The following is a 23,145-nucleotide window of genomic DNA, read 5'->3' on the forward strand; positions in this document are numbered from 1 at the left end:
CATCAAACGTCTAACGTTTAGAGAATGATTTTAGAGCGACGGCCCAGCGGCGGCAGCAGCAGCGACCACGCGCCGGGCGGCGACGAGGCCCCGGGGGAGTTCGCCGAGGCCCTGGTGCCGGAGCTCAACGTGCAGGAGCCTGCCCCAGCACCCGCCGCCGCGGACCGCCGCTGGTTCATCGCCGCGGCCGTAGCCGCCGTGATACTCATCGGGTTGAACCTCCGGGCTGGTATTGCCAGCGCGGCCGCGCTCTTCCACGACCTGCAGCAGCTGCTGGGGTACGGGCCGCTGGTCGCCGCACTGCTGCCCACCGTTCCCGTGCTGTGTTTCGCCGTGGCCGGAGCCGCGACCGCATGGCTGAGCAGCCGCATGGGGCTGGAACGCGCCATCGCACTCGCGCTGACACTGCTGATTGCGGGCTTGGGCCTGCGCGGGGTCGAATCCGTCGGGATGCTGCTGGCCGGCACGGTGGTGTCCATGTCCGGACTGGCGGTCTGCAACGTGGCGCTGCCGGCGTTCATCCGCAAGTACTTCGCGCACCGGCCGTCGACGATGACCGGGGCCTACACCATCTCCATGTCCGTCGGCGCCACCCTGGCCGCGGCCATCAGCGTCCCTCTGGCCGCGCAGTTGGACTCGCCGTCGCTCGCGCTGGCCGCGTGGGCGCTGCTGGCCGTCGTCGGGCTCGCGGTGTTCCTTCCCATGGCCGTGGCCGGCAGGCGCGGGTCGGGCACGCGGACCCGGGACCACTCGTCGCCGTGGCCGCTGCTGCTCACGCGCAAGGGCGCGCTGCTCACGGGCCTGTTCACCATCCAGGCGCTGCTCGTCTATTCCGTGATGGGCTGGCTGCCGTACATCCTGATCTCGCGCGGGGTGGATGCCGCGGCCGCCGGGCAGCTGCTCGCGCTGGTCCAGCTGGTGTCCATCCCCGCCGTCGTCCTGCTGTTGTCCATGGCGGCGCGCCCGGGCCTGCTGCGGCCGGCCTTCATGATCACCTGCGCGGCGTCGCTGGCGGGCTACCTCGCCCTGCTGGTGCTGCCTGCCGAGCTCGCCGTGCTGCCCGCGGTTTTGATCGGACTGGGTTTCGGGGTTTTCCCGCTGCTGATGCTGGTGATCAGCCGCAGCGGTTCCAGTGCGTCCGAGACCACCGCGCTGTCCACGCTGGCCCAATCGGTGGGCTATCTCTTCGCCGCCCTGGGCCCGTTCGGCCTCGGTCTGCTGCACGATGCACTCGCCGACTGGACCGTACCGCTGGTGCTCCTGGTGGCCGGCGCGGCGATGCAACTGCTGCTGGCTCACGCGGTCAGCGGCCTGGTGCGGAAGGCGCGGGCGTGAGGTCCGGCCCGCTCCAGCGGCCGCCGCTGGCGGAGGAAGTCACGTCCAGGCTGCGGGAGTCCATCGCGGCGGGGCGGTGGCAGCTGGGGTCCCGGATCCCTCCCGAGCCGGAACTGATGGCGAGTCTGGGCGTCTCCCGCGGCACGCTGCGCGAGGCGGTCAAGGCCCTGGCCCACGCCGGGATGCTCGAGGTGCGCCGCGGCGACGGCACGTACGTACGGGCCACCAGCGAGATCAGCGGCACCGCCCGCCGCGCCTACCGCGAGTACGACGACGAGGACGTGCTCCAGGTGCGCTTCGCGCTGGACACCCAGGCTGCGCGGCTGGCGGCGCAATCGGCGCGATCCGAGCCGCCGGGCCCCGGCGGCGCCGTGGAGGCGCTGCGGGAGATGCTGGCCCGGCGCCGGCATGCCTGGGCCGAACAGGACCTGGAAGGCTGGATCGCCGCGGACTGGGAATTCCACCTGGCCGTGGCCGAGGCCTCCGGCAACCAGCTGCTGCACGAGCTGTACGGCAGCTTCGGCGATGTGTTCCACGGGACCAAGATGGCCCAGCGGTTGCGGGACGGCTTCGATGGATGCCTGCGGGCCGGACACGAGGACCTCGCGGACGCCATCGCTGCTGGTGACGAAGAAGCCGCGGTACGGACCGTCACCGCCAACCTGCGCTACTGCCTGAAATGGATGCCGCAGGACGGCCAATAACGCCCCGCTCACGCCGTGCTGCGGCGGGCTCTGGCCGCCGCGGCCGCGCGTGTGGCACGATGCCGCCCGGCCGGGGTACCTTGAATCACGAAGCCCGGACTGTCGGGACGCAGGGAACGAGGAAAGCTGGCGATGTCCACTTCGACGAAACCGTCCGGGAGCACCCGGAAGACGTGGCTGAAGATTACCGCGGCGGTGGCCGGCGCCGTCGTCGTGCTCCTGCTGTTGGTGTTGCTGGCCAAATGGCTTCGCACGATGCCGGGCGTCCAGGACTTCCTGGCCGCCTACCCGGGCCGCTCCGAACTGCCCGAATCCGCGCCGGTCGGGCTGCCCGCGTGGCTGGGCTGGCAGCACTTCCTCAACTTCTTCCTGATCGTGTTGATCATCCGCACCGGCCTGCAGGTACGCGCCGGCACGCGCTCGCCGGCGTACTGGACACGCAACAACAAGGGCCTGGTGAAGACCAGGAACGCGCCCACCAAGATCACCCTGAACCTGTGGTTCCACCTGACGCTGGATGCGTTGTGGGTGCTGAACGGCATCGTCTTCATGGTGCTGATCTTCGCGACCGGGCACTGGATGCGGATTGTGCCCACCAGTTGGGACATCTTCCCGAACGCGCTGTCCGCGGTGCTGCAGTACGCCTCGCTGGACTGGCCGCTGGAGAACGGGTGGGTGAACTACAACGCGCTGCAATTGCTGACCTACTTCGCGACCGTCTTCATCGCCGCCCCGCTGGCCATCGTCTCCGGCCTGCGCACCTCGGCCGCCTGGCCCAAGCGGGCCGCGGTCAACAAATACTTCCCGATTGAGGCGGCCCGGGCCATCCACTTCCCGGTGATGGTGTATTTCGTGCTGTTCATCATCGTGCACGTGACGCTGGTGCTGGCCACCGGCGCGCTGCGCAACCTCAACCACATGTATGCGGCCACGGACGACGGCGGATGGACCGGTTTCTGGATCTTTGCCGCCTCCGTCGCGGTGACCGTGGCGGCCTGGTTCCTGGCCCGGCCGATCTTCCTGCGCCCGATCGCCTCGCTGACGGGCAAGGTCACCAGCCGCTGACCGCGCGGCCGCCTGATCGCCGGCCGCTGACCGCCTGACCGCGTGGCACGCGTGGCCGCCGCCTTACCGCCGGCCGCTGACCGCGGCTGAAGGCTGCACCGCTACACTGCTCGCCATGATCACCGTTGCGGCCATCGCCGCGTGCCTTGTCTTCGCGCTGTTGGCCGTCTTCCAGATCCTGCTGGCCGCGGGCCTGCCGCTGGGCCGGTTCGCCTGGGGAGGAAGCCACCGCATCCTGCCGGCGAAGCTGCGCATCGGGAGCGCGGTCTCGGTGCTCCTGTATGCGTTCTTCGTGTTCGTCATCATGGACCGCGCGCAGTTTCTCGACGCGTTGCCGGAGACCGCGTCGCTCGTTCTTGGCTGGGTCCTGACCGCGTACCTGTTCGTCGGCGTCCTGATGAACGCCATCTCGCGCAGCAAGCCCGAGCGGTGGACCATGACGCCGGTCGCCCTGGTCTTGGCCGCGCTGAGCCTGGTGGTTGCCCTCGGGTGACGTGGTTTCCCGCCCTTGGCGGGCGAGCTGCAAGGCTTTTCGTCGGTGGACTGTCCAGCCGTTTGCGGGCCTCACGGCCCTTCGCGGGCGGGGGGTTCCGGCGATTGACGGTCAGGCAGGGGAGGGGCTTGCCCCGCGGGCGAGGCAGGCTCACGATTGGTTCACCACCGGCCGATCGGAGGAAGCCATGCAGGTCCGTATCCGCCGCGCACTGACAGCAGTTGCCGTGCTCGTCACCGTCCCGGCCGCCCTTGCCGGCGGCCTGGTCCTGTGGCTGCGCTTCAGCCCCCGGCCGCTGGCGGTGCTGCTGCGGGTGCTGTCGGAACGGGACGGCCGGCGCACGGCCCGCGCCATGGCCCGGCACGTGCCGGACGGAATCAGCGAAGTATTGGATCAGGAATACCTCAGCAACCACGGGCATACCCGCCTGGACGTGTTCTTCCCGGACAAGGCGGCCGAGGATTCGCTGCGCCTTCCGACAATTGTCTGGATCCACGGCGGGGCCTGGATCTCCGGCACCAAGAACGACGTCGCCAATTACCTTCGAATCCTCGCCTCCTACGGCTTCACCGCCGTGGGGGTGGACTATTCCCTGGCCCACGTGCGCCGCTACCCCGCGCCGGTGCGCCAGACGGCCGCCGCGCTGCGCTACCTGGAACACAATGCCGAGCGGCTGCACATCGATACCGAGCGGATCGTGCTGGCCGGGGACTCGGCGGGCGCGCAAATTGCCGCGCAACTGGCGCTGGTCATCGCCGATCCCGACTATGCTAAAAGGCTCGGCATTGCCTCGCCCATGAAGCCGGAGCGGCTGCGCGCGGTGCTGCTGCACTGCGGGGCGTACGACCTCTCGCTCGCCGGGGCGGACCAGGCCGGGAACCAGAACTACCTGCGCACGGTGCTGTGGTCCTACACCGGGGCCAAGGACTATCTGGAGCGTCCGTACGTCGCGCTGGCCTCCGTGGCCAAGCACGTGGGCGCCGATTACCCGCCGGCTTTCGTGTCAGCGGGCAACACGGACCCGTTGCTGCCGCACTCGCTCGGGCTGGTCGAAGCGCTGCGGATCAAGGGCGCGGCCGTGGAGGAGTTCTTCCCCCACACGGAGGCCGGTCTGGGGCACCAGTTCCAGTTCAACCTGGAGTTGGAAGCGGCGTGGCAGGTGCTGGAGCGCAGCGTGGCGTTCCTCCGTCGCCAAACCGGCTGATGCCGCCGGAGTTGAACCGGCGCCCCGCTGCGACGAGCGTTCTTCGGTGTCTGCATCACCCGGGGCCGGCGCCGATGCCTCCCCGGGCACCGCCGTCGTACGCTGGAAACCTGTCCAGCGAAGGGGGAACTTTCAATGAACGACGCCGGCTCGCGCCTCATTTTCGGCTGCATGGGGTTGGGTGGTGGCTGGGGGAGCGGGCCGCTGGAAGCGGCCGATGTGGCGGCCGCGCACGCGGCCGTGGCGGCGGCGCTGGAGGCCGGGATCACGACGTTCGACCACGCCGACATCTACGCCCACGGCAAGGCCGAGGCCGCGTTCGGGCGGGTGTTGGCCGGAAGTCCCGAGCTGCGCGACTCGATCCGGCTGCAGGGCAAATGCGGCATTCGGCTGCCGGTCCCCGGCATGGTCGGGCACTACGACTCCTCGCGGGAAGCCATCCTGGCCCGCACCGACGAGAGCCTGCGCCGGCTGCACACCGATCACCTGGATACGCTGCTGATCCACCGGCCCGATCCGCTGACGCCGGCCGAAGAGATCGCCGCGGCGTTCAACGAGCTTCGGATGGCCGGGAAGGTCCGCCGCCTTGGTGTCTCGAACATGTCCGGTGAACAGATGCGCTGGTTGCAGTCGGCGCTGGATGAACCGCTGGCGGTGAACCAGCTGGAAATGAGCCTGTACCGACGCGACTGGCTGGAGTCAGGGGTGCTGGTGAACCACCCGGAGGGACCGGGGATCAGCTTCCCGCACGGCACCTTGGAATACTGCGCCGCCCACGGGGTGGAGCTGCAGTCCTGGGGAGCGCTGGCCCAGGGCCGGTACAGCGGGCGTGCGGCAGCGGAGGCCGCGACACCGGATGCTTCCGCGCCCGCGGATGCCTCTCCCCCGGCGGATCAAGCAGCGGCAGCCCTGGTCACGGAACTTGCCCGGGACAAGGGGTGCCCGCCCGAAGCCGTGGTGCTGGGCTGGCTGCTGCGGCATCCGGCAGGCATCCGGCCGGTCGTCGGTACCAGCAGCCCGGACCGGATCCGGGCCTGTGCCGAGGCGGAAGCGGTTGGAGCATCGATGACCCGCGAGGAGTGGTACTCCCTGTGGGTGGCGGCCCGAGGCAGGCCGCTGCCTTAGCTGCCCGCGCCCGGCCCCGCAGCTGCGGGCGGGGCCGGGACCATGCGTCCTAGACGAAAGCCGGCTGTTCCAACCGGCGGAACGCGGAATCGTGGAAGACCAGGGGCTCGTGGGTGCCGTCGTGCGTGGACAGTCCGTGCACCTGCAGCAGCACGACGTGGTGGTCCCCGGCCGGGACTTCCTGGTGCACCGAGCAGTACAGCCAGAGCGCCGCGTCGTTGAGGAAAAGCGCGCCGTCGTCCGTGCCGTGCAGGCTCAGGCCGGCAAAGCGGTCACCGGTCCTGGACGCGATCTGGCGGCAGACGCCGTCGTGCCCGGTGCCGAGCACCGAGACGCCGATCCGGTTGGCCCGGCGGACCAGCGGCCAGGTCCGTGAGGTGTTTTGCACGGCGAACATCACCAGCGGCGGCTCGAGGGAGACGCCCACGGTGAACGAGGAGGCGACGATGCCCTGCGGCTCGCCGTCGACGGTCGCGCACAGCGCCGCGATGCCCGAGGGGAACCGGCCGAAGGCGGAGCGCAACGTGTGGGGGGTCAGGTCATGGTGTAGCGACATGGCGTCCTTGGGGCTTGGGCGCATCCGCTGCGGCCGAGCTGCTGCGGGTGGATACGCGTACTTGCCTGCCGACATACCCGGCGGGCCGAATCATCACCTGGAGCACCCCGCTACGGTAGAGGGTTGCCGGCCAACTAGCCAGGGCTGTGAAGTTGGCGCTCTTGATTCGTCTCCACGCTAAGAGCGGGGAAGGGCCTGGGTCAAACGCCGGTAACAGTTCGTCAAATGCAGCGTTTTACTTCCGGGCGCCGCGAGGTGTCTGCTGCCCCGACGGGCGGCCGTGCGACGGCTGCTGCCCCGAAGGCTACTGTCCGACTGCTGGTCCCACGGCTACTGCGCGGCGGCGCCCGGGCGCACGGTCCGCTGCCGGAACGGATGCGCCGGGTAGACGCCCAGGATGCGTATTTCGGTGGTGAAGAAGTCCAGTTCCTCGAAGGCGTGGACCATGGCCGGATCGTCCGGGTGGCCTTCGACGTCCACCATGAACATGGTGGCGGCAAACTCGCCGCCCACCATGTAGCTCTCCAACCGGGTCATGTTGATGCCGTTGGTGGCGAAACCGCCCAGCGCCTTGTACAGCGCGGACGGCACGTTCCGCACGCGGAACACGAAGCTGGTTACGGCCGGACCGGGAAGTTCCTCGCGGGACGGGACCGGCCGGCGGTCGGCCAGCACCACGAACCGTGTGGTGTTCGTCGGATCGTCTTCGACCTTTTCCGCGAAAACCTCCAGACCGTAGAGTTCGGCGGCCATCGGCGGCGCCAGGGAGACCTTGGTCGGGTCGTTCCATTCGGCCACCTCCCGGGCCGAACCGGCGGTGTCGCCTGCGATGACCGGAGTGAGCCCAAGCCTGCGGATCAGCTTGCGGCACTGGCCCAAAGCATGGATGTGGCTGTGCACCTCCCGGGCCTGCTCCACGGTGGCCCCGCGTACGCCCAGCAGGCTGAAACGGATGGGCAGGAAGAATTCCTCCACGATCTGCAGGGTGGTCTTCGGCAGCAGGGCGTGGATGTCCGCCACCCGGCCGGCGATCGAGTTGTCGATGGGGATCATGGCCAGTTCCGCCTCGCCGCCGGTGACGGCAGCGAACGCATCCTCGAAGCTGGCACACGGCACCGCTTCCCAACCGGGGCGCACTTCCAGGCAAGCCATGTGGGAGTTCGAGCCGGGTTCACCTTGGTACGCAATCGCTGGAGCCATGGGCGAAATTATCCCACCGGGGCGGGCCGGCGCTTCATTCCGGGCAACCGGGCGGCGTCATATAACCGGGACCGGCCCGCCAACCGCTTAGTACAGATGCGATTCCTGGGTGATGCCGTAGGGCACGTCGTCGCTCAGCTCCACCGTAAACTGCCCGGGGCCGGTGCGAGTGACCAGGATGCCGCAATCGCCGTCGATGGCGGCGAGCTTTTGCAACTCTTCGACCGCAGCATTCAGGAGATCGTGCGCTTCGGAAGCCGTCTGTGCGGTCAACGACTTGGTAGCCAGGGAAGTGGCCATGGTTCTGCCTTTCGTGGCCGGAGGTTTCCGCGCAGGAGAAACGCGGGATGGAAGCTTCCGGCCGGAACGAGCCTGCCATGCGGAACGGTGCATGGAACTTTACATTCTGCCATCCCAGATGACATCAGATGAATTTCGCACCGGCGTGGCGTGCGCCACACCCGGCGCGGCGGTGTGGTGCTGGAAGCAGGTCAGGCGGGACCGCCGCGCGTGTTGGAAACCGGTCACGCGGGACCGCCGCGGATGCTGGAAGCGGTCGGGGGAGGGCGGGCCAGCCGGAAGTGAACCCGGTCCTAGAACGGGTTGAGCAGCCGGTGGACGAACTGCCGGGTGCGCTCCTCCCGCGGTTCGCGCAGCACCTGTTCGGGGTGTCCGCGTTCCACCACCACGCCGCCGTCCATGAACACCACTTCGCTGGCCACTTCACGGGCGAAGGCCAGCTCGTGGGTGACCAGGGCCATGGTCCAGCCCTCGTCAGCCAGTTCCTTGATCACGTGCAGCACGTCGCCCACCAGTTCAGGATCCAGTGCGGACGTGGGCTCGTCGAACAGCAGCAGCGAGGGTTTGAGCGCCAGCGCCCGGACAATGCCGACCCGCTGCTGCTGTCCGCCGGAGAGCTGATGCGGGTACTGGTCTTCCTTGCCGGAGAGCCCGACACGGTCCAGCAGCGACCTGGCCTCGCGCACCGCTTCGGCCTTGGACCGCTTCTGCACCTGGACCGGGCCCTCGATGATGTTCTGCAGCACGGTCATGTGCGGGAACAGGTTGTAGTGCTGGAACACCATGGCGCTGCGGTCGCGCAGGGCGGCGATCTGTTTTCGGTTCACCGGCGAACCGAAATCCACGGCCGGCCCGCCCGAAAAGGCGACCCGCCCGCCGTCGGGGATTTCCAAGCCGTTCAGGCAGCGCAGCACGGTGGTTTTGCCCGACCCGGAGGGTCCGATCAGGGCCAGTACCCCGCCCGTCTGGACGGAGAGGTCGATGGACTTGAGCACCTGGTTGCTGCCGAAGGACTTGCGCAGCCCCTCTACGGAGAGCACCGGCCCTGCGGCGGAGCCGGGCTGCGAAGCGGCGGCGGAGGGGACGTCAGTGGGCGACATAGCGGTCCAGCCTCTTCTCCAGTCGGGACTGCCCGGCGGAGAGCACCAGGCAGAACACCCAGTAGACCGCCGCGGCCTCAATGTAGAGCAGCATGAACTCCTGGCTGAACGCCGCGATTTCCTGGGCGGCCCGGAACGCCTCGGTGACCAGGATCAGGGAAGCGAGGGAGGTGTCCTTGACCAGCGAGATGAAGGTATTGGACAGCGGCGGCACCGACACCCGCGCTGCCTGCGGCAGGATGATGCGGCGCAGGGTGGTGGTGCCGGCCATGCCGATGGTGTGGCCGGCTTCCCACTGGCCCTTGGGGACGGACAGAATCGCGGCGCGGATGATTTCGGCCGCATAGCCGCCCACGTTCAGGGAGAACGCGATGATGGCGCTCGGCCACGGTTCAAGCACTACGCCGATCGACGGCAGGCCGTAGAAGATCACGAACAGCTGGACGAGCAGCGGGGTGCCGCGGATCACCGACACGTAGGCGCGCGCGATGCCGGCCAGGATCCGGTTGCGGCTCAAGCGCATCAGGGCCACGACGAGCGCCAGCAGCAGGCCGATGGCGAAGCTGGCCAGCGAGAGGGGGATGGTGCCGGTCAGCCCGCCCTGGACTATAGGCCAGAGCGAACTGCCGACGAGCTCCCAGTCGATGTCCATACGGTTACGTTAGCGTCTCCCTTTGAAGCGGCCGGATTTACTTGCTGACGTCCGCGCCGAAGTACTTCTCGGAGATCTTTGCCAGCGTGCCGTCGGCGCGCAGCTCCTCCAGCGCCGTGTTGAAGGCCTCGACCAGCTCGTCGCTGCCCTTCTGGAAGGCGAAGGCGCTCTGCGTTTCTTCGTCCGTTTCGGCGGCTACCTTGATGTCTTTGTTGTCGTTGGTGGCCTGGTAGTCCAGGTAGGTCAGCTTGTCGTTGACCGTGGCGTCCACCCGGCCCTGCTCCAGCAGCGAAACCGCCTGCGCCCAGCCCTCCACGGCCTCGACATTGGCTCCGGCGCCCTTGGCCAGTTTGTAGAAGTTGCTGGTCAGCGACTGGGCGGACGTTTTGCCCTCCAGATCCGCCAGGGAGGAAATGTCGTTGTTGTCCGACTTCACGACGACGACGCCGGTGCTGACCGTGTACGGGTCCGAGAAGTCGTACTTGGCCAGCCGGTCTTCGTTGATCGAAACCTGGTTGGCGATGACGTCGAAGCGGCCCGCCTCCAGCCCCGCGAAGATGGCGTCCCACTGGGTCTCTTCAAACCGCACGTCGACGCCGAGCTTGTCCGCCACCGCGGTGACGACCTCGACGTCGTAACCGGTCAGGTCGCCGGTGCCGTTCTCGTGGAAGGAGAACGGGCGGTAGGTCCCCTCGGTCCCCACGGTGATCACGCCTGCGTCCTGGATCTCCTGCAGCGTGGTCGCGGCGGAGGAGGTCGCCGGCTCCGACCCCGACGGCGAGGACGTGCTGCAGCCGGCCAGCACCAGGGCGGCGGCTGCGGCGGCACCGAGGACGGACAAACGACGACGAATCATGGTGGAAAACCCCTTGTGATGTGGGACGACGAGCCAACCGGCGGGTGGCCGGCAAACGCTGAAGCTACCACGTGCAACAACGGGTACCTCAAGATATGTTCCGAACTGTGTCGGCAATGTGAGCAGCCGCACTCCCGGCGGCGCGCACCGGCGTCGTTATTGTTCTATTCGGGTGCCACCCGCACCACGAGTGCGCCCGGATCGACGCGCATCATCAAACGGGACCCCATGCCAATATGGTCGCCGTCCAGCTGCATCTCCTGGGGCCGGCCGGCGTGGATCTCCACGTGCTTGCCCTGGTAGTAGTCAACCGAAGGATCCACGCTCCGGCCGCGTTTGGCGAGCCCGGCCAGCACGCCGAGCCAGCCCAGCCGCCCACGCGGGGAGATGGTCATGACGTCCAGCAGGCCGTCGTCGAGCTGCGCACCGGGGAACATCTCGAATCCGCCCTGGATCTTGCCGCAGTTCCCGCCCATTACGCTGCGCATCCGCACGGTCATGGGCTTGCCGCCGTCTATGGTGACCGTGGCGCGGACCGGCTTGCCCGGAAGGTTGCGCAGGCCGGCTTCCACGTACGCCAGCCACCCGATACGGTCCTTGAGGCCGTCGTCGGTGCCGCCAATCACGGCGGCGTCGAAGCCGAGGCCGGCCATGACCAAAAACACGGAGTCACCGCCCGACCTGTCCACGGTGGCCCGGACCACGTCGATCCGCCGGTCCCGGCCGGCCAACGCGATGCCGGCAGCGGTCTCCGGGTCGTCAACCGGCAGGTCCAGGTTGCGGGCCAGCAGGTTGCCGGTGCCCAGCGGGATCACGCCCAGCGGCATGTCGGTCGCCGCCAGCCGGCCGGCCACCCGCCGCACCGTTCCGTCACCGCCGGCGGCGATGACCAGATCGACGCCCGCTTCCAGCGCCTGGTGCGCCTGGCCGGCGCCCGGATCTTCGAGCGTGGTCTCGAGCCAGAGCGGCGGCTGCCAGCCGGTCTCGGCGCACAGGCCCTCGACCAGCGCCACCAGGTCGAAGTTGAACTTCTTGGACGGGTTCCAGACCACCGCGGCACGGCGGGAAGCTGGGGGAGCGGATTCGGTCATGGTGTCCTTACTGTCCTGTTTGCCGGCTGAAGGCCGACGTCCCGACGAACCCATTCAAGCACCATCCCGCCGGTGCCGCCCGGCTCGACATCGCTGCTGGCCGCTTATAGGTTCTAACAGGACACCCTCGGATCCGGGAGAAGAATTGCTTCGGCGCGCACTTGCATCAATCACCGCCCTGCTGCTGACGGTAGCGGTCTCTGCCTGCGCTCCGGAGCGGGAATCGCCGGAACCGACCGCCCGGGCACTGGCGGAAGCGTTGGCTGCCAACGACGTGTCGAACGTGGCCTTCGCCGATGCCACCGGCGCCCAGGTGCAGGAACAACTGGCCGCGTTGACCGAGGGGATGGACCCCTTGGAGCCCGAAGTCACCGTGGAAGGCGTCGAAGAGGTCGAATCCAACCTCTTCCGGGCCACCCTTTCCTATGACTGGCCGGTGGCCGATGCGGAGCAGGGCTGGAGCTACACCACCAGGGCCGACCTGCACTACGCCGAGGACACCTGGCACGTCCGGTGGAAGCCCGAAATCCTGGAGCCCTCGCTTGCCGAGGGGGAACGGCTGGTGCTCTCCACCGAGGAGCCGCGGCGTGGCCAGATCCTCGACGCCGAGGGCGAGGCGATCGTCAAGAACCGCCCGGTCAGGGTCGTCGGCATCGACAAGACAGGCCTGGACACAGCGACCGCCGAGGACTCGGCGCGCGCGCTGGCCAAGCTGGTGGACATCGACGCCGCCGCTTACCTGGAAAAGGTTGAAGCCTACGGGCCCAAGGCTTTCGTGGACGCCATCACGCTGCGCGAGGACGCCTTTGACAAGCTGGACCAAAAGAAGCTGAAGGGCATCGAGGGCTTCCTGGCGGTAGGTGACCAGATTCCGTTGGCGCCCAACCGCACGTTCGCCGCGCCGGTGTTGGGATCGGTCAGGGAGGCCACGGCCGAGGACATCGAGAAGTCCAAGGGCACGGTGGTCGCGGGCGAGACCGTAGGCTCGTCCGGCTTGCAGGAAGCCTTCAACGCCGAGCTCTCCGGCACGCCGGGAGTCACCGTCTCCGCCGTCGGGCAGCCCGCCGAAGAGGGCGGCGAAGCGCCGTCCCGCCAGCTGTTCCGCCAAGACCCAGTGGACGGCGAAAACGTGAAAACCACGCTCGTGCCGAAGTTGCAGTCGGCGGCCGAGGACATCCTGGCCGACATCGACTCGCCGAGTTCGATCGTCGCGCTGCGGCCCTCGACCGGTGCCGTCCTGGCGGCCGCGAACGGTCCGGACAGCGAAGGCTACAACACCGCGTTCCTGGGCCGGTACGCCCCCGGTTCCGCCTTCAAGATCGCCACCGCGTTGGGCATGCTGCGCAACGGCGCGACCCCAGAGTCGGCCGTCACCTGCGACCCGGAACTGGTCGTGGACGGCCGAAGCTTCGAGAACGCGGACAGCTACCCCGCCGAGTTCACCGGCCGGATCACCTTGACCGAGGCCATCGCGCACTCCTGCAACACCGCGTTCATCGCCGAGCACCGGGAACTCTCCCAGGACCAGCTGGCTGATGCCGCCGGCGCCCTGGGCATCGGCATGACCGCGAGCCCCGGCATCGAGGCCTTCATGGGCGACGTGCCGCGGGAGGACACCAAGGGGACCGCGCACGCGGCCTCGCTGATCGGCCAGTCACGGGTGCAGGCGTCGCCGCTGGCGCTGGCCACGATGATGGCGGCCGTGGTGGAAGGCGGTTCGGTCGTGCCGACGCTGGTGGACGGTCACGACCCCAAGGCCGAGCTCCCGGACGTGCCTGAACTGACCGCCGGGGAAGCCAAGCAGTTGCGCAGCATGATGCGCTCGGCCGTCGTGGACGGCTATCTGGCCAACCTGGCCGACCTGCCCGGGAAGCCCGCCATCGGCAAGACCGGCACCGCAGAGTACGGCTCGCAGGACCCGCCGCAAACCCACTCCTGGGTGATCGCCGGCCACGGGGACCTTGCCATCGCGGTGTTCGTGGAGGACGGCGAGCTGGGCTCCGAAACCGCCGGCCCGCTGGCCGAGGCTTTTCTGGAAGCCGCCGCCGGCTAGGCCTTCAACGACGACGCCGGCGCCCGCCAAGGTGCCTGAAGGCACCGAAGGCGGGCACCGACGTCGCCAGCGGCCAGCCAAGGCCCGGCCTTCGCCCGCCAGCCGCCCGGCCCTGCCTGCAGAGTTCCAGGCTTACCAGCGGTGGGCCACGTCAATCACCAGGCGGGACATGCTGCCCGGGCCGTCCAGGGTGAAGACCCGGAACGGCAGGCGGGCGCGCACGCCGAGGCCGATGGTGGTGTACCCCTCGAAACTGCCGCCCCAGGAGAGCTGGCGGAAGGTGGTGTAGCCGGTGACGTTCACCAGCTCCTTCGGGTTGGCAGGCCGGTAGGTGCCGCGCCCGTTGGAGTCATACGCCGGAGCCTTCACGACCACGGCCAGATCGGCGCCGCCGCGCAAGGGGATTACATGGCCGGATCCTTGGGCCCGCACCGTCCCGTACCTCACCGAGTAGCCGGCCACGTCGCCGCGCAGGTCCACAACCATGCGGTCGAAACAGGCGTGCCGGCCGGTGCGCACGTTGGTAATGGGTGCGGTCGTGGTCCCCGGCGCGGACTCCGGCGTCGAGCCCCAGGTGATGCCGCAGTAGGGCGCCGCGGTGGCGGGGCCGGGCGCCACCAATCCCAAGCCGAGAACCAACAGGATTACGGACAGCCATGTGGGGAGCTTGCGCATGGCACACCGCCTTTCATGGGGGTGACAGATGCACTCAGGATAGGGGCGTTTTCCGCGACGGGACCCGGCACGTCCGCGATAACGCCGCAACCGTTACGGCACGCGGCCCGGGCACGCTTTTCTTGATCCTTCGGTAATCGGAAACGCACTCCGCCCGTAACCAAACACGGCGGGGGAGAAGTGTTACGACGTTTCGTAACATAAATCACAGTGCTGCAATTTAAAAGCGCGGCCAGTGGCATAATTCCAGCATTAGCCGGTTCGGACCCCCACGTTTTTGCCGGGCCGGCGATCCCCCAAAGAGCCGGTCCCGCGTGAACATACCGCGGGGCCGGCTCGATTTAAACGTCACACCATAGGCGCCGCCCGCAGGCGTCCCCGGCGCCCCTGCAGCCCCTGTGCAGACCCCTTCAGCCCACTTCGAAGGTCCTGAACCCGCCGGTGGGCGGGCCGTACGTCGCTTCGACCGCGTCCACCCGCCCCGGCGCCTTGCCGGACTCGAACGCGGCCGCGAACTGGCGCACCGCATCGCGCGGCCCCTCTGCCACCACGCCCACGGTGCCGTCCGCCTGGTTCACGGCCGAGCCCACCAGCCCCAGGCGTTCGGCGCGTTCCCGTGCCCAGTACCGGAAGCCCACTCCCTGGACCCGGCCGCTCACCGTCGCGCTCAGGCGGACGTCCCCGGTGGGTTCCTGTTGCATGCTTCGCTCCTGTCCGCACATCGGTCCAGCGTACGACGGCGCCTCGCTTCAGGCAGCGCCGGAACCGTAGGGGCGCGTGATGGCCTCCAGAAAGTGGCCGTTCGGGTCGGTGAAGTACACGCCGCGGCCGCCGTCGTTGCGGTTGATTCGCTGGGGCCGGCTGCGGCCCGGGTCTGCCCAGTAGGCGATTCCGGCCGACCGGATGCGCGTGAGGATCCCGTCGAAGTCGTCCTCGGCGACCAGGAAGGCGTAATGCTGGGGCTGCACGTTCCCGGCGGTGTCCGCGTAGTCGAGTGCCACGCCGCCCTCCAGCAGGACCGTCATGAAGTGTCCGAACATCGGCTGCGGCGGATCGAGGCCGAAGATCTCCGCAAAGAATTCCGCCGACGCCTTCTTGTCTGCGGCGTAGACGATGGTGTGGTTGAACGAGACGGCCATGGCATGCTCCGAAGGCGGTGGCCGGGACGGACGCCGGCCCCAATGCTGGCTCCATTCAACTCCGGCCAGGCCCGCCGGACAAGCGCAGAACCCGGAAGGTCCGGGTTAACGAAGCAACGGACGACGCCGGCGCCGTGTGGTCGCCGAAGCCGTCCGCTCCGTTGGGGTGGCTGTGCCGCCCCGTGCTGATGTCAGCCCTTCTGCGGCAGCCGCCAGACCGTGCAGTCCTGCGTGCTGATGGCGCGGCGCGAGCCGTCCGCCTCATCACGGATCCACACCAGGCCGACGCCGGGCGCGGTACGGTCGACGCGGCCCCGGTACTGGACGGCATTGTCCATGCGGGCCTCGACCGAATCGCCGCGGCGCAGATGTCCGAGATTGCGGATACGGGTGGGGGTGGAATTGACCAGCGGGGACTGACCGGGTGCGGATAGTGTCATCCGTGACCTCCTGTGTTGTGGCGGTAAGGGCGTGCTGTGCCAGGCGGATCAGCTGTGGGGCCGACCCTGCCGTGGCATCGTTCGGGGACTGCTCGTCAGGCATGAAGCGCCGGCTCCTGCCAGATGGCGGCGAGCGCTGACGACAGGGGCTGCGAGGCGGCAGGGCGCGGGAAAGAGCTTCTCCGCTGATCCCTGCTGCAAACTTGTTGGTGGTCCCTCAGCTGTCCGTTGGCAGTCTCACTTTAAGGAACACCTTTGGAGGGCCGGATTATTCCGCCGGAGCAGGAAAAGTTTTTTGGGCCCTCGCCGGTGGTCGCAGGCGGAGCCAGGCTGCATCCACGGCAGACGGCGGGCGGTTTCCCGCGGCGCTGCGGCGCCACGGGCCAGGCCCGGAAGCCTCAGGGGCCAGCACGCGAGCGGCAGGTTAGTCCCTGGGCGGCAGCTGCTGCAGCGCCCAGGTGTTGCCGTCCGGATCGCTGAAGTAGACGAACTTACCCCACGGCTGCGCCTCCACGTCGCTCGCTGCGACGCCGCGGCTGAGCAGTTCTTCCCGGGCCGCTTGGGCATCGGCAACGACCATCTGGAGCCCCTGCTGCGAGCCGGGTGCCATCTCCGTGATGCCCTCGCCGATCACGATGGAACAGGCCGAGCCGGGCGGCGTGAGCTGCACGAACCGCAGGCCGTCGCTTACCCGGTGGTCGTGGTCGGCGTGGAAGCCGACCTGCTCAACGTAGAAATGTTTGGCCCGGTCGACGTCGGTGACCGGCACGGCCACCAGTTCGAGTTTCATCTCCATGCCGGACACGCTAGCGCCGGCAGGCACCCGGCGGTAGGGTCCGGCGCGGGATCGCGGTCATGCCCTGTCCGCAACCCGAGGGAGCCTGCGCCCCTCGGACTTTTCGAACAGACGGCGCGGGTGGGAGCCAGGCGGCACGGGTGGGAGCAGCTGTGGCCACCAGAGATGATGCACCCGATGGCGGCCGCGGCCAGCTAATCCCCGAAATAGCCGCGCTCCAACAGGGAGCCGGGGTGGTACAGGCAAACGGACGTGCGATCACCCGAATCCCAATCCGCTTGCGTAGGGAACAAGAGCCGGTGCGTGCCGTCCGGAATCAACCGGGCTTCGAGAAACTGGGACATCACCTCGCCGCACCGGGGTCCGGCCTCGCGTTCCAGTGCTGACTGACCCGGATACAGCTCGCCGGCGTGGGTGATGGTGCCGAATATCTCGCCTTCATGCGGTTCCTGGCAGGGCACCTGAAACAACGCGGTGGTCGTGGGGCCGGAGGAATACTCCCAATCGAAGAACACACAGTCGCCGACGGCTGCCTCACTCAGGGCCGAGGGCTCCACGCCGGAAGACCATTGCGTGGCGAGGAAGTCGTCGATGTAGGCACTAGTGCCCTCCGGATCCGCTGCTCCCACGGTCTCCGCGGGTGCCATGGTCGGGCGACCCGGCGGGGGAGAGGCCAGCCGGACGGGTCCCTGGGATGTGCCGGCGGCAGGACCGCTGGCGTACCCGCCGCCGGAGGCTGGCGGAGTGGCACCCGCCGTGGCCGGGGATGCCGCTCCAGCTTCCGCGCCCGGTTCCGTGCAGCCCGCGAGCAGCAGCGCGAATAGCGCCATGAGGGCGGCCGTCGGCCTATTCCGCATGTTCCCCCGATGCCGGCTCTGCAGCCGCCCGACCGGCGGCTGGAATTGTGAGCAGCCTAGCAGGCTGTGCCGGCGGGCCGGGCGCGCCCCGCCCGCGGCCACAGTGCCAGCGGACCCATCGGTCCGGCGGCTTGCGTCGCGGGGCCTTGCCGCCGTGCCGGGCGGACCAGCCGGGCTTTAGACGGCGGCGGCAGCAGCGGCGTCGGCCGTCTTCTTCCGGTGGATGGCCAGGAAGGAGGAAATCCTGCGGACCGCCTCCTCGATATCCTCCACCGACGGCAGGATCACGAACCGGAAGTGATCCGGCGTGGGCCAGTGGAAGGCGCTGCCGTGCGAAACCAGGATTTTCTCCTCCTCAAGCAGGTCCAGGACAAACTTTTCGTCGTCCTCGAACGGATACACGGCAGGATCCAGCTTGGGGAACAGGTACATCGCCCCGGCCGCGGGCACACAGCTAACGCCCGGGATCTGGTTGAGCAGCCGGCAGGCCAAGTCGCGCTGTTCGTGCAGCCGGCCCCCGGGCTTCACCAGGTCCCCGATGGACTGGTAGCCGCCCAGCGAGGTCTGGATGGCGTGCTGCGCCGGGACGTTCGAGCACAGCCGGAGCGAGGCCAGCAGTTCCAGTGATTCGCGGTAGGCCGCGGTCTCGGCGCGCGGCCCGCTGATGGCCACCCAGCCGGCGCGGTAGCCGGGCATCCGGTACGCCTTGGAGAGCCCGCTGAACGTCAGCACCGGCAGGTCCGGGGCCACCGAGGCGGTGTGGACGTGCACGGCGCCGTCGTAGGTGATCTTCTCGTAAATTTCGTCCGAGAACAGCACCAGATCGTGCTTGCGAGCCAGGGCCGCGAACTGTTCCAGCACGTGCCGCGGGTAGACGGCGCCGGTGGGGTTGTTCGGGTTGATCAGCACGATCGCCCGTGTCCGGTCGGTGATTTTGGCTTCGACGTCCGCCATGTCCGGCCACCAGTGGTTGTCCTCGTCGCAGAGGTAGTGCACGGCCTTGCCGCCGGAGAGGGTGACCGACGCGGTCCACAGGGGGTAGTCGGGCGCGGGGATCAGCACCTCGTCGCCGTTTTCGAGGAACGCTTGCAGCGTCATGGAGATCAGCTCGGACACCCCGTTGCCGATGAAGATGTCCTCAACGCCGATCTGCATCAGGCCCTTGGTCTGGTAGTACTGCGAAATGGCCGTGCGGGCGGAAAAGATGCCCTTCGAATCGCTGTAGCCTTGGGCGCCGCGCAGGTGGTGGATCATGTCCACCACAATCGACTCCGGCGCCTCCAACCCGAACGGTGCCGGATCGCCGAGGTTCATCCGCAGGATGCGGTGGCCCTCCGCCTCCATCTTCTTGGCCGCGTGCAAAATCGGGCCGCGAAGTTCGTACCGGACGTTCTGGAGTTTGCTGGAATGTTGCATGGGACGCATGCCCTATTTTTTCACAGAGTGCATCGGGCGTTCATGTGGGCTTCACCACTGCGCGGGTCTGGTGCCCGGTGCTGCATCGGCCTACCGTGGTTACGCTCCCGCACGGGCACCGGCACGCGGTGCCGGTGCCGTGCGCCCCGAACCGGAAAAACGGAGGAAAGCCGATGGCTCTCACGCACATTAATCCAGCAGGCATGTTCCGCAGTCCGGCCTTTTCCCAGGGCGTGCTCGTGGACGGCCCCGGCCGGCTGCTGATCGTCGGCGGCCAGAACGGGATCAACGCGGACGGCGAGATGGTCAGTGACGATCTTGCCGGCCAGACCAGGCAGGCGATGCGCAACGTGCTTGCGGTCCTCGAGGAGGCCGGTGCAACGCAGCAGGACGTGGCCAAGCTGAACATCTACCTCGCCGCCGGGCAGGACGCGAACGCGGGGTACGCCGCGGCAGCGGAGGTGTGGGGGCCGGTGCCGACGGCAATCACCGTCCTGCAGGTGGGGTCCGCGCGGCCCGGCGTGCTGGTGGAGATCGACGCACTCGCCCAGGTCCCGCCGCAGCCCGAGTAGCCGCTGACAGGGACCGCAGCCACCGCCGTCGTGCGCTGCCCTGCCGCCCTGGCGCGGTGGCGGCCTGCCCGGCCCGGGTTGCCTACTGCGGGCGGACCGGGTGCTTGCTGACGATGGAGACCCGGTTGAAGGCGTTCATCGCGACGGTGATCCAGCTGACCGCGGAGAACTCGTCGTCGGTGAGTTCCTCGCGGGCGGCGGAATAGGCTCGCTCCTGGCTGTGGTGGTCCGGCAGTTCGGTCAACGCCTCGGCCAGGGCCAGCGCGGCCCGTTCCTTGTCCGTGAAAACCTCGGTGTCCCGCCAGGACGAAAGCACGGAAAGCCGCTGCGCCGTCTCGCCTTCGCCCAGGGCCAGCCGGGTGTGCATGTTCAGGCAGTACGCACAGCCGTTGATCTGCGAGATGCGCAGGTTCAGCAGTTCCACTAGCTTCCGGTCCAGGCCTGCCGCTTCGGCCGCTTCGCCGACCTTGAGCGCCAGTCCGTTGAGCGCGCGATAGGCTGCCGGCGTCTGCTTGTCGATGTAGAACTTGGCGGGACGATTGTCGGAACTCACTCATGCCTCCTGTGTTGCTGGTCGGCCTTCATTCTCTCAGCACTGCCGACGGGAGCCGCGGAGGAGTAGCGTGTGCCCCATGGAATTCGATGCACCCTTCACGGAACCCACTGCACGGCGGATCCGGGTGCGGCTGGGTGGAAGCCTGGTGGCCGACAGCACGCGGGCCAGGCTGATGGTCCAGTATGGCCGGGACGGTCTGCCGACCTACTATCTGCCGCGGGAGGACGTCGCGGCAGGGGTGCTGGCCAATGCGCGCCCCGGGCCGGCGGGCCAGCAGCTCTGGGATGTGGCCATCGGCAAGAAGCGCGCGGAGGCCGGGGCGTGGGAGCATCCGGAAGCGCACGGTTCGATGAGCGACCTGGCCGGCCACGTGACTTTCTCCTGGCGGCAGCTGGAGTGGTACGAGGAAGACGAGCGGGTGCTGGTCCATGCCCGTGATCCCTATAAGCGCGTAGATACCCTGCGCAGTTCGCGGCGGGTGCAGGTCTACCTCGCCGGCGAGAAAGTGGCGGACAGCATCCGGCCGCTGCTGCTGTTCGAAACCCACCTGCCCGCCCGCTACTACTTGCCGGCCGAGGACGTGCGGACCGACCTGCTGGAGTCCAGCGACACCGTCACGAGCTGCCCCTATAAGGGCGAGGCCCGCTACTGGTCGGTGCGGGTAGGCGAAAACGTTGTCCGCGACGTTGTCTGGAGCTACCCGAACCCGATCCCGGAAAACCCCAAGATCCGCGATCTCTTCTGCTTCTACAACGAGAAGGTGGACCTCGTGGTCGACGGCAAACCCCAGGAGAAACCCGACACGCCCTGGTCGTGATTTCCGCCCCCGTTTCGCTCCGGTCCCGCGCTGCCATCGAGAGCGGCTGATACCCGACGCGGGCACGTCAGGGACGGCCGTTCCCGCATGGCTCGGCCGCTCTGGATGATTTCGGCTGCTGCCGCTCTCCTCCGCCCTCCCGGTGGCCCGGGCCGCGGTCGGAACGGCGGCTGCTTATACCTTCTTCTCCCGGGAGAAGAAAAGACTTTTGCGCATTTTTTCACCGTTCGCCTGTTGCATAATCAGCATGCTTATGGTCTCTTGGGGGAGAAGCGCTTCTGGTCCGCGCTTCCCGGATAGAGAGTGGGCCTCTGGTGCAATACAACGATAAGGATGACAAAGAGATACAGGTCTTGTTCCGCAAGGCGAGACGCGCCAAGGGGTCCCTGCGCGCCGCCTTGGAAGAGGAGTTGGTGCTGGGGCACCTGGGCATTGCCGAGGGGATCGCCCGCAACTATTCGGGCCCGGGCAGGGAGCTCGATGACCTGAACCAAGTTGCGCGGCTGGGGCTGCTCAAGGCGGTCCGCGGCTTCGACCCCGACCACGGCGCCGATTTCCGTGCCTACGCGGCTCCCACGGTCCACGGCGAACTAAAGCGCTATCTTCGGGACAGCTCGTGGATGATCCGCCCGCCGCGTCACCTTCAGGACCTGCGGACGGCGGCGATCAAAATGACCTCCGAACTCGCGCAGCGGCTGGGCCGCGAGCCCGGGCTGCAGGAGCTGGCCGACGCGCTCGCCGAAGACCCGGAAACGGTTGCCGAAGCCCTCAACTGCCACGGCAGCCTGCGGCCGGAATCACTGGAAGGGACCCCCGAGGGACAGGGCCTGGCGGAGACGCTGGCTGCCTCCGACGGCGGGACCGAACGGACCGAGGAACTGCTGATGCTTCGCGGCGCGATCCGCGAGCTGGAGCCGCAGGAACGGCAATTGCTCTTCTACCGGTACTTCCAGGAAGAATCCCAGCGCCTCATCGGGGAGCGCATCGGCATGACCCAGATGCAGGTGTCCCGCGCGCTCGCCAGGATCCTGGTCAAGCTCCAGCACCGGGTGCTGGGGGAACGGCAGACCCCCGCGCGGCAGCGGATGCGGACGGCGTAGCGACCGGCAGTTGTGCGACGGCGGCCAGGACGTCGTCCGGGCCGACGGCCAGCAGGGCAGGGTCGGGGTCGGCGGAGAACGTGTCGCCCAGGCGCAGGCTCTCGTCGGTCAGGACCGTATGGGGTCCGGGTGGCGGACCCCATACGCTGACGGGTGCCGGGCCGAAAATGACCACCGACGGCCGGGCATAGGCCGACGCCAGATGGGCGGCACCGGTATCGGCGGAAATGACGAGCGCGGCCTCGGCGATCGCCGCGGCAAACTCCGCCAGTGGCAGCGTACCCGCGACGACGGTGTCAGGACCCAGCCCGGCCAGTTCGGCCACGGCCTGTGCCCGAGGCCGTTCCGCCGCGCTGCCGGTGAACACGATGCGGTGTCCCTGGGCTGCCAGTTCCCGGGCGACCGCGGCGAACCGCTCGGCGGGCCACAGCCGGCTGCCGTAGGCGGCACCGACATGGAGTACCGTCGCTCCCGGGCAGGGGCTCTGGACGGCAGGTTTGTCCAGCCGGTAGTCGAGCGGATCCGCGTCGATTCCGTGCCACTGCAGCAGCCGGGTCCAGCGCTCGCGTTCGTGCGCACCTTCCGGCCATTCGGGGCCGTCCCACCCGGGGGCGCGGTGGCCAATGCGCCCGGCGGGCTGCAGGGCTTCCAGCCGGCCGCGGCTCTCCGGCCCGTTGCCGTGCAGGTTCACGGCGATGTCCACCCGGCCGGGCGCCAGCGCCAGCGGAACATCGAGGCCGTGGGTGGCCAGCAGGTCGTCTACCGAGCCCGTTAGTCCGAGGATGGGTCGCAGCCAGGCCTGGGCGGCGTAGATAATCCGGTGTTCCGGGTAGGCCGCGCGCAGTGCCCGCAACGCCGGAACCGCGACCAGCAGATCGCCCAGTTTGAGCGCCCGGAGCACCAGCAGTTCCGGGCGTCCGTCCCGTTCGAGTCCTTCAGCTTCTGCCACTGCAACCATCCTTCGTTCCGGCTGTGCCCATCCTTCCAGATGCCCGCACCGTGCGCCTCCCGCGGCAGCGGTTGCCGTGGCGGGAAGTGGGCGA

26 protein-coding genes and 1 riboswitch are annotated in these 23,145 nt (G+C 68.5%); of the genes, 10 read left to right on the forward strand and 16 right to left on the reverse strand.

All coding sequences use genetic code 11. The features are described from left to right. Positions 1-24: 24 nt before the first annotated feature. From AC5RW2_RS11645 to AC5RW2_RS11670, 6 genes are all read left to right on the forward strand, one after another. Complete coding sequence (locus AC5RW2_RS11645) at positions 25-1,335, forward strand: MFS transporter (RefSeq protein WP_494073941.1); 1,311 nt, start codon at positions 25-27, stop codon at positions 1,333-1,335. Beyond that, positions 1,332-2,039: a FadR/GntR family transcriptional regulator gene (locus AC5RW2_RS11650; protein WP_494073942.1), complete on the forward strand. Its 708-nt coding sequence runs from the start codon at positions 1,332-1,334 to the stop codon at positions 2,037-2,039. Before AC5RW2_RS11645 ends, AC5RW2_RS11650 begins: the two co-directional genes overlap by 4 nt. Positions 2,040-2,171: 132 nt before the next feature. Beyond that, on the forward strand, positions 2,172-3,104 hold the full coding sequence (locus tag AC5RW2_RS11655; RefSeq protein WP_494024256.1) for a cytochrome b/b6 domain-containing protein: 933 nt from the start codon (positions 2,172-2,174) through the stop codon (positions 3,102-3,104). Positions 3,105-3,219: 115 nt separating this feature from the next. Next, the gene (locus AC5RW2_RS11660) at positions 3,220-3,597 is read left to right on the forward strand and encodes a hypothetical protein (protein WP_494000813.1); all 378 of its coding nucleotides are present in this window, start codon (positions 3,220-3,222) and stop codon (positions 3,595-3,597) included. Positions 3,598-3,784: 187 nt separating this feature from the next. Further along, a complete protein-coding gene (locus tag AC5RW2_RS11665; RefSeq protein ID WP_494073943.1) occupies positions 3,785-4,801 on the forward strand; it encodes an alpha/beta hydrolase in 1,017 nt (338 codons plus the stop codon). Between the two features lie 135 nt (positions 4,802-4,936). Then, the gene (locus AC5RW2_RS11670; RefSeq protein WP_494073944.1) at positions 4,937-5,926 is read left to right on the forward strand and encodes an aldo/keto reductase; all 990 of its coding nucleotides are present in this window, start codon (positions 4,937-4,939) and stop codon (positions 5,924-5,926) included. A gap of 49 nt (positions 5,927-5,975) precedes the next feature. Here AC5RW2_RS11670 and AC5RW2_RS11675 read toward each other — a convergent pair whose 3' ends face one another. The 7 genes from AC5RW2_RS11675 to AC5RW2_RS11705 all read right to left on the reverse strand — a co-directional run bounded on the left by AC5RW2_RS11675 (position 5,976) and on the right by AC5RW2_RS11705 (position 11,681). Continuing rightward, positions 5,976-6,482, reverse strand: coding sequence for a flavin reductase family protein (locus AC5RW2_RS11675; RefSeq protein WP_494073945.1), 507 nt, complete (start codon positions 6,480-6,482; stop codon positions 5,976-5,978). A 52-nt stretch (positions 6,483-6,534) separates the two neighbouring features. After that, a riboswitch (SAM riboswitch) is annotated at positions 6,535-6,649 on the reverse strand. A 163-nt stretch (positions 6,650-6,812) separates the two neighbouring features. After that, positions 6,813-7,682, reverse strand: a complete 870-nt coding sequence (locus AC5RW2_RS11680) for a prephenate dehydratase (RefSeq protein ID WP_494024260.1) — start codon at positions 7,680-7,682, stop codon at positions 6,813-6,815. 87 nt (positions 7,683-7,769) lie between these two features. Further along, complete coding sequence (locus AC5RW2_RS11685) at positions 7,770-7,982, reverse strand: hypothetical protein (RefSeq protein WP_494000808.1); 213 nt, start codon at positions 7,980-7,982, stop codon at positions 7,770-7,772. 293 nt (positions 7,983-8,275) lie between these two features. Beyond that, positions 8,276-9,082 carry an amino acid ABC transporter ATP-binding protein gene (locus AC5RW2_RS11690; RefSeq protein WP_494000807.1) on the reverse strand — a complete coding sequence of 269 codons (807 nt, stop codon included), beginning with the start codon at positions 9,080-9,082 and terminating at the stop codon, positions 8,276-8,278. After that, positions 9,069-9,728 carry an amino acid ABC transporter permease gene (locus tag AC5RW2_RS11695; protein WP_494001307.1) on the reverse strand — a complete coding sequence of 220 codons (660 nt, stop codon included), beginning with the start codon at positions 9,726-9,728 and terminating at the stop codon, positions 9,069-9,071. Before AC5RW2_RS11695 ends, AC5RW2_RS11690 begins: the two co-directional genes overlap by 14 nt. A 43-nt stretch (positions 9,729-9,771) precedes the next feature. Continuing rightward, positions 9,772-10,590, reverse strand: coding sequence for an amino acid ABC transporter substrate-binding protein (locus AC5RW2_RS11700; RefSeq protein ID WP_494000806.1), 819 nt, complete (start codon positions 10,588-10,590; stop codon positions 9,772-9,774). A 164-nt stretch (positions 10,591-10,754) separates the two neighbouring features. After that, positions 10,755-11,681, reverse strand: coding sequence for a diacylglycerol/lipid kinase family protein (locus tag AC5RW2_RS11705; RefSeq protein ID WP_494000805.1), 927 nt, complete (start codon positions 11,679-11,681; stop codon positions 10,755-10,757). Positions 11,682-11,826: 145 nt separating this feature from the next. Between AC5RW2_RS11705 and AC5RW2_RS11710 the strand changes: the two genes are divergently transcribed. Continuing rightward, complete coding sequence (locus tag AC5RW2_RS11710; RefSeq protein ID WP_494073946.1) at positions 11,827-13,734, forward strand: penicillin-binding transpeptidase domain-containing protein; 1,908 nt, start codon at positions 11,827-11,829, stop codon at positions 13,732-13,734. Between the two features lie 132 nt (positions 13,735-13,866). Here the strand turns inward: AC5RW2_RS11710 and AC5RW2_RS11715 are convergent, their stop codons facing one another. The 7 genes from AC5RW2_RS11715 to AC5RW2_RS11745 form a co-directional block, all read right to left on the reverse strand. Beyond that, positions 13,867-14,409, reverse strand: a complete 543-nt coding sequence (locus AC5RW2_RS11715) for an AMIN-like domain-containing (lipo)protein (RefSeq protein WP_494000803.1) — start codon at positions 14,407-14,409, stop codon at positions 13,867-13,869. Between the two features lie 410 nt (positions 14,410-14,819). After that, on the reverse strand, positions 14,820-15,110 hold the full coding sequence (locus tag AC5RW2_RS11720) for an acylphosphatase (protein ID WP_494073947.1): 291 nt from the start codon (positions 15,108-15,110) through the stop codon (positions 14,820-14,822). A gap of 48 nt (positions 15,111-15,158) precedes the next feature. Then, positions 15,159-15,548 carry a VOC family protein gene (locus AC5RW2_RS11725; protein ID WP_494073948.1) on the reverse strand — a complete coding sequence of 130 codons (390 nt, stop codon included), beginning with the start codon at positions 15,546-15,548 and terminating at the stop codon, positions 15,159-15,161. Between the two features lie 191 nt (positions 15,549-15,739). Continuing rightward, complete coding sequence (locus tag AC5RW2_RS11730) at positions 15,740-15,988, reverse strand: hypothetical protein (protein ID WP_493978913.1); 249 nt, start codon at positions 15,986-15,988, stop codon at positions 15,740-15,742. A gap of 424 nt (positions 15,989-16,412) precedes the next feature. Next, positions 16,413-16,784 (reverse strand): glyoxalase superfamily protein, encoded by a 372-nt coding sequence (locus AC5RW2_RS11735; RefSeq protein ID WP_494073949.1) that lies wholly within the window; start codon positions 16,782-16,784, stop codon positions 16,413-16,415. Positions 16,785-16,978: 194 nt separating this feature from the next. After that, positions 16,979-17,614, reverse strand: coding sequence for a septum formation family protein (locus AC5RW2_RS11740; RefSeq protein WP_494073950.1), 636 nt, complete (start codon positions 17,612-17,614; stop codon positions 16,979-16,981). 204 nt (positions 17,615-17,818) lie between these two features. Beyond that, the gene (locus AC5RW2_RS11745) at positions 17,819-19,066 is read right to left on the reverse strand and encodes a pyridoxal phosphate-dependent aminotransferase (protein WP_494000797.1); all 1,248 of its coding nucleotides are present in this window, start codon (positions 19,064-19,066) and stop codon (positions 17,819-17,821) included. 164 nt (positions 19,067-19,230) lie between these two features. Here AC5RW2_RS11745 and AC5RW2_RS11750 point away from each other — a divergent pair, with 164 nt between their 5' ends. Continuing rightward, positions 19,231-19,629, forward strand: a complete 399-nt coding sequence (locus AC5RW2_RS11750; protein ID WP_494012962.1) for a RidA family protein — start codon at positions 19,231-19,233, stop codon at positions 19,627-19,629. Positions 19,630-19,711: 82 nt separating this feature from the next. Here the strand turns inward: AC5RW2_RS11750 and AC5RW2_RS11755 are convergent, their stop codons facing one another. Further along, positions 19,712-20,182: a carboxymuconolactone decarboxylase family protein gene (locus tag AC5RW2_RS11755; protein WP_494073951.1), complete on the reverse strand. Its 471-nt coding sequence runs from the start codon at positions 20,180-20,182 to the stop codon at positions 19,712-19,714. Positions 20,183-20,261: 79 nt separating this feature from the next. On the opposite strand from AC5RW2_RS11755, the gene AC5RW2_RS11760 reads away from it, so the two are divergent. Together AC5RW2_RS11760 and AC5RW2_RS11765 are read left to right on the forward strand one after the other, a co-directional pair. After that, on the forward strand, positions 20,262-21,002 hold the full coding sequence (locus AC5RW2_RS11760; RefSeq protein WP_494049383.1) for a DUF427 domain-containing protein: 741 nt from the start codon (positions 20,262-20,264) through the stop codon (positions 21,000-21,002). Positions 21,003-21,316: 314 nt separating this feature from the next. Then, a complete protein-coding gene (locus AC5RW2_RS11765; protein ID WP_494073952.1) occupies positions 21,317-22,102 on the forward strand; it encodes a sigma-70 family RNA polymerase sigma factor in 786 nt (261 codons plus the stop codon). On the opposite strand, the gene AC5RW2_RS11770 is transcribed toward AC5RW2_RS11765, so the two are convergent. After that, positions 22,035-23,060, reverse strand: coding sequence for a glycosyltransferase family 9 protein (locus AC5RW2_RS11770; RefSeq protein ID WP_494024273.1), 1,026 nt, complete (start codon positions 23,058-23,060; stop codon positions 22,035-22,037). The genes AC5RW2_RS11765 and AC5RW2_RS11770 overlap by 68 nt on opposite strands. Positions 23,061-23,145: the final 85 nt, after the last annotated feature.

The sequence above is a fragment of the Arthrobacter sp. B0316-1-20 genome, from assembly GCF_059091865.1.

Excerpts from the sequence above, each read along its gene's own strand:
- AC5RW2_RS11645 (WP_494073941.1), top strand. The coding sequence starts at position 25 with ATGATTTTAGAGCGACGGCCCAGCGGCGGCAGCAGCAGCGACCACGCG.
- AC5RW2_RS11655 (WP_494024256.1), top strand. The coding sequence starts at position 2,172 with ATGTCCACTTCGACGAAACCGTCCGGGAGCACCCGGAAGACGTGGCTG.
- AC5RW2_RS11660 (WP_494000813.1), top strand. The coding sequence starts at position 3,220 with ATGATCACCGTTGCGGCCATCGCCGCGTGCCTTGTCTTCGCGCTGTTG.
- AC5RW2_RS11665 (WP_494073943.1), top strand. The coding sequence starts at position 3,785 with ATGCAGGTCCGTATCCGCCGCGCACTGACAGCAGTTGCCGTGCTCGTC.
- AC5RW2_RS11670 (WP_494073944.1), top strand. The coding sequence starts at position 4,937 with ATGAACGACGCCGGCTCGCGCCTCATTTTCGGCTGCATGGGGTTGGGT.
- AC5RW2_RS11675 (WP_494073945.1), bottom strand. The coding sequence starts at position 6,482 with ATGTCGCTACACCATGACCTGACCCCCCACACGTTGCGCTCCGCCTTC.
- AC5RW2_RS11680 (WP_494024260.1), bottom strand. The coding sequence starts at position 7,682 with ATGGCTCCAGCGATTGCGTACCAAGGTGAACCCGGCTCGAACTCCCAC.
- AC5RW2_RS11685 (WP_494000808.1), bottom strand. The coding sequence starts at position 7,982 with ATGGCCACTTCCCTGGCTACCAAGTCGTTGACCGCACAGACGGCTTCC.
- AC5RW2_RS11690 (WP_494000807.1), bottom strand. The coding sequence starts at position 9,082 with ATGTCGCCCACTGACGTCCCCTCCGCCGCCGCTTCGCAGCCCGGCTCC.
- AC5RW2_RS11700 (WP_494000806.1), bottom strand. The coding sequence starts at position 10,590 with ATGATTCGTCGTCGTTTGTCCGTCCTCGGTGCCGCCGCAGCCGCCGCC.
- AC5RW2_RS11705 (WP_494000805.1), bottom strand. The coding sequence starts at position 11,681 with ATGACCGAATCCGCTCCCCCAGCTTCCCGCCGTGCCGCGGTGGTCTGG.
- AC5RW2_RS11715 (WP_494000803.1), bottom strand. The coding sequence starts at position 14,409 with ATGCGCAAGCTCCCCACATGGCTGTCCGTAATCCTGTTGGTTCTCGGC.
- AC5RW2_RS11720 (WP_494073947.1), bottom strand. The coding sequence starts at position 15,110 with ATGCAACAGGAACCCACCGGGGACGTCCGCCTGAGCGCGACGGTGAGC.
- AC5RW2_RS11725 (WP_494073948.1), bottom strand. The coding sequence starts at position 15,548 with ATGGCCGTCTCGTTCAACCACACCATCGTCTACGCCGCAGACAAGAAG.
- AC5RW2_RS11730 (WP_493978913.1), bottom strand. The coding sequence starts at position 15,988 with ATGACACTATCCGCACCCGGTCAGTCCCCGCTGGTCAATTCCACCCCC.
- AC5RW2_RS11735 (WP_494073949.1), bottom strand. The coding sequence starts at position 16,784 with ATGGAGATGAAACTCGAACTGGTGGCCGTGCCGGTCACCGACGTCGAC.
- AC5RW2_RS11740 (WP_494073950.1), bottom strand. The coding sequence starts at position 17,614 with ATGGCGCTATTCGCGCTGCTGCTCGCGGGCTGCACGGAACCGGGCGCG.
- AC5RW2_RS11745 (WP_494000797.1), bottom strand. The coding sequence starts at position 19,066 with ATGCGTCCCATGCAACATTCCAGCAAACTCCAGAACGTCCGGTACGAA.
- AC5RW2_RS11750 (WP_494012962.1), top strand. The coding sequence starts at position 19,231 with ATGGCTCTCACGCACATTAATCCAGCAGGCATGTTCCGCAGTCCGGCC.
- AC5RW2_RS11760 (WP_494049383.1), top strand. The coding sequence starts at position 20,262 with ATGGAATTCGATGCACCCTTCACGGAACCCACTGCACGGCGGATCCGG.
- AC5RW2_RS11770 (WP_494024273.1), bottom strand. The coding sequence starts at position 23,060 with ATGGTTGCAGTGGCAGAAGCTGAAGGACTCGAACGGGACGGACGCCCG.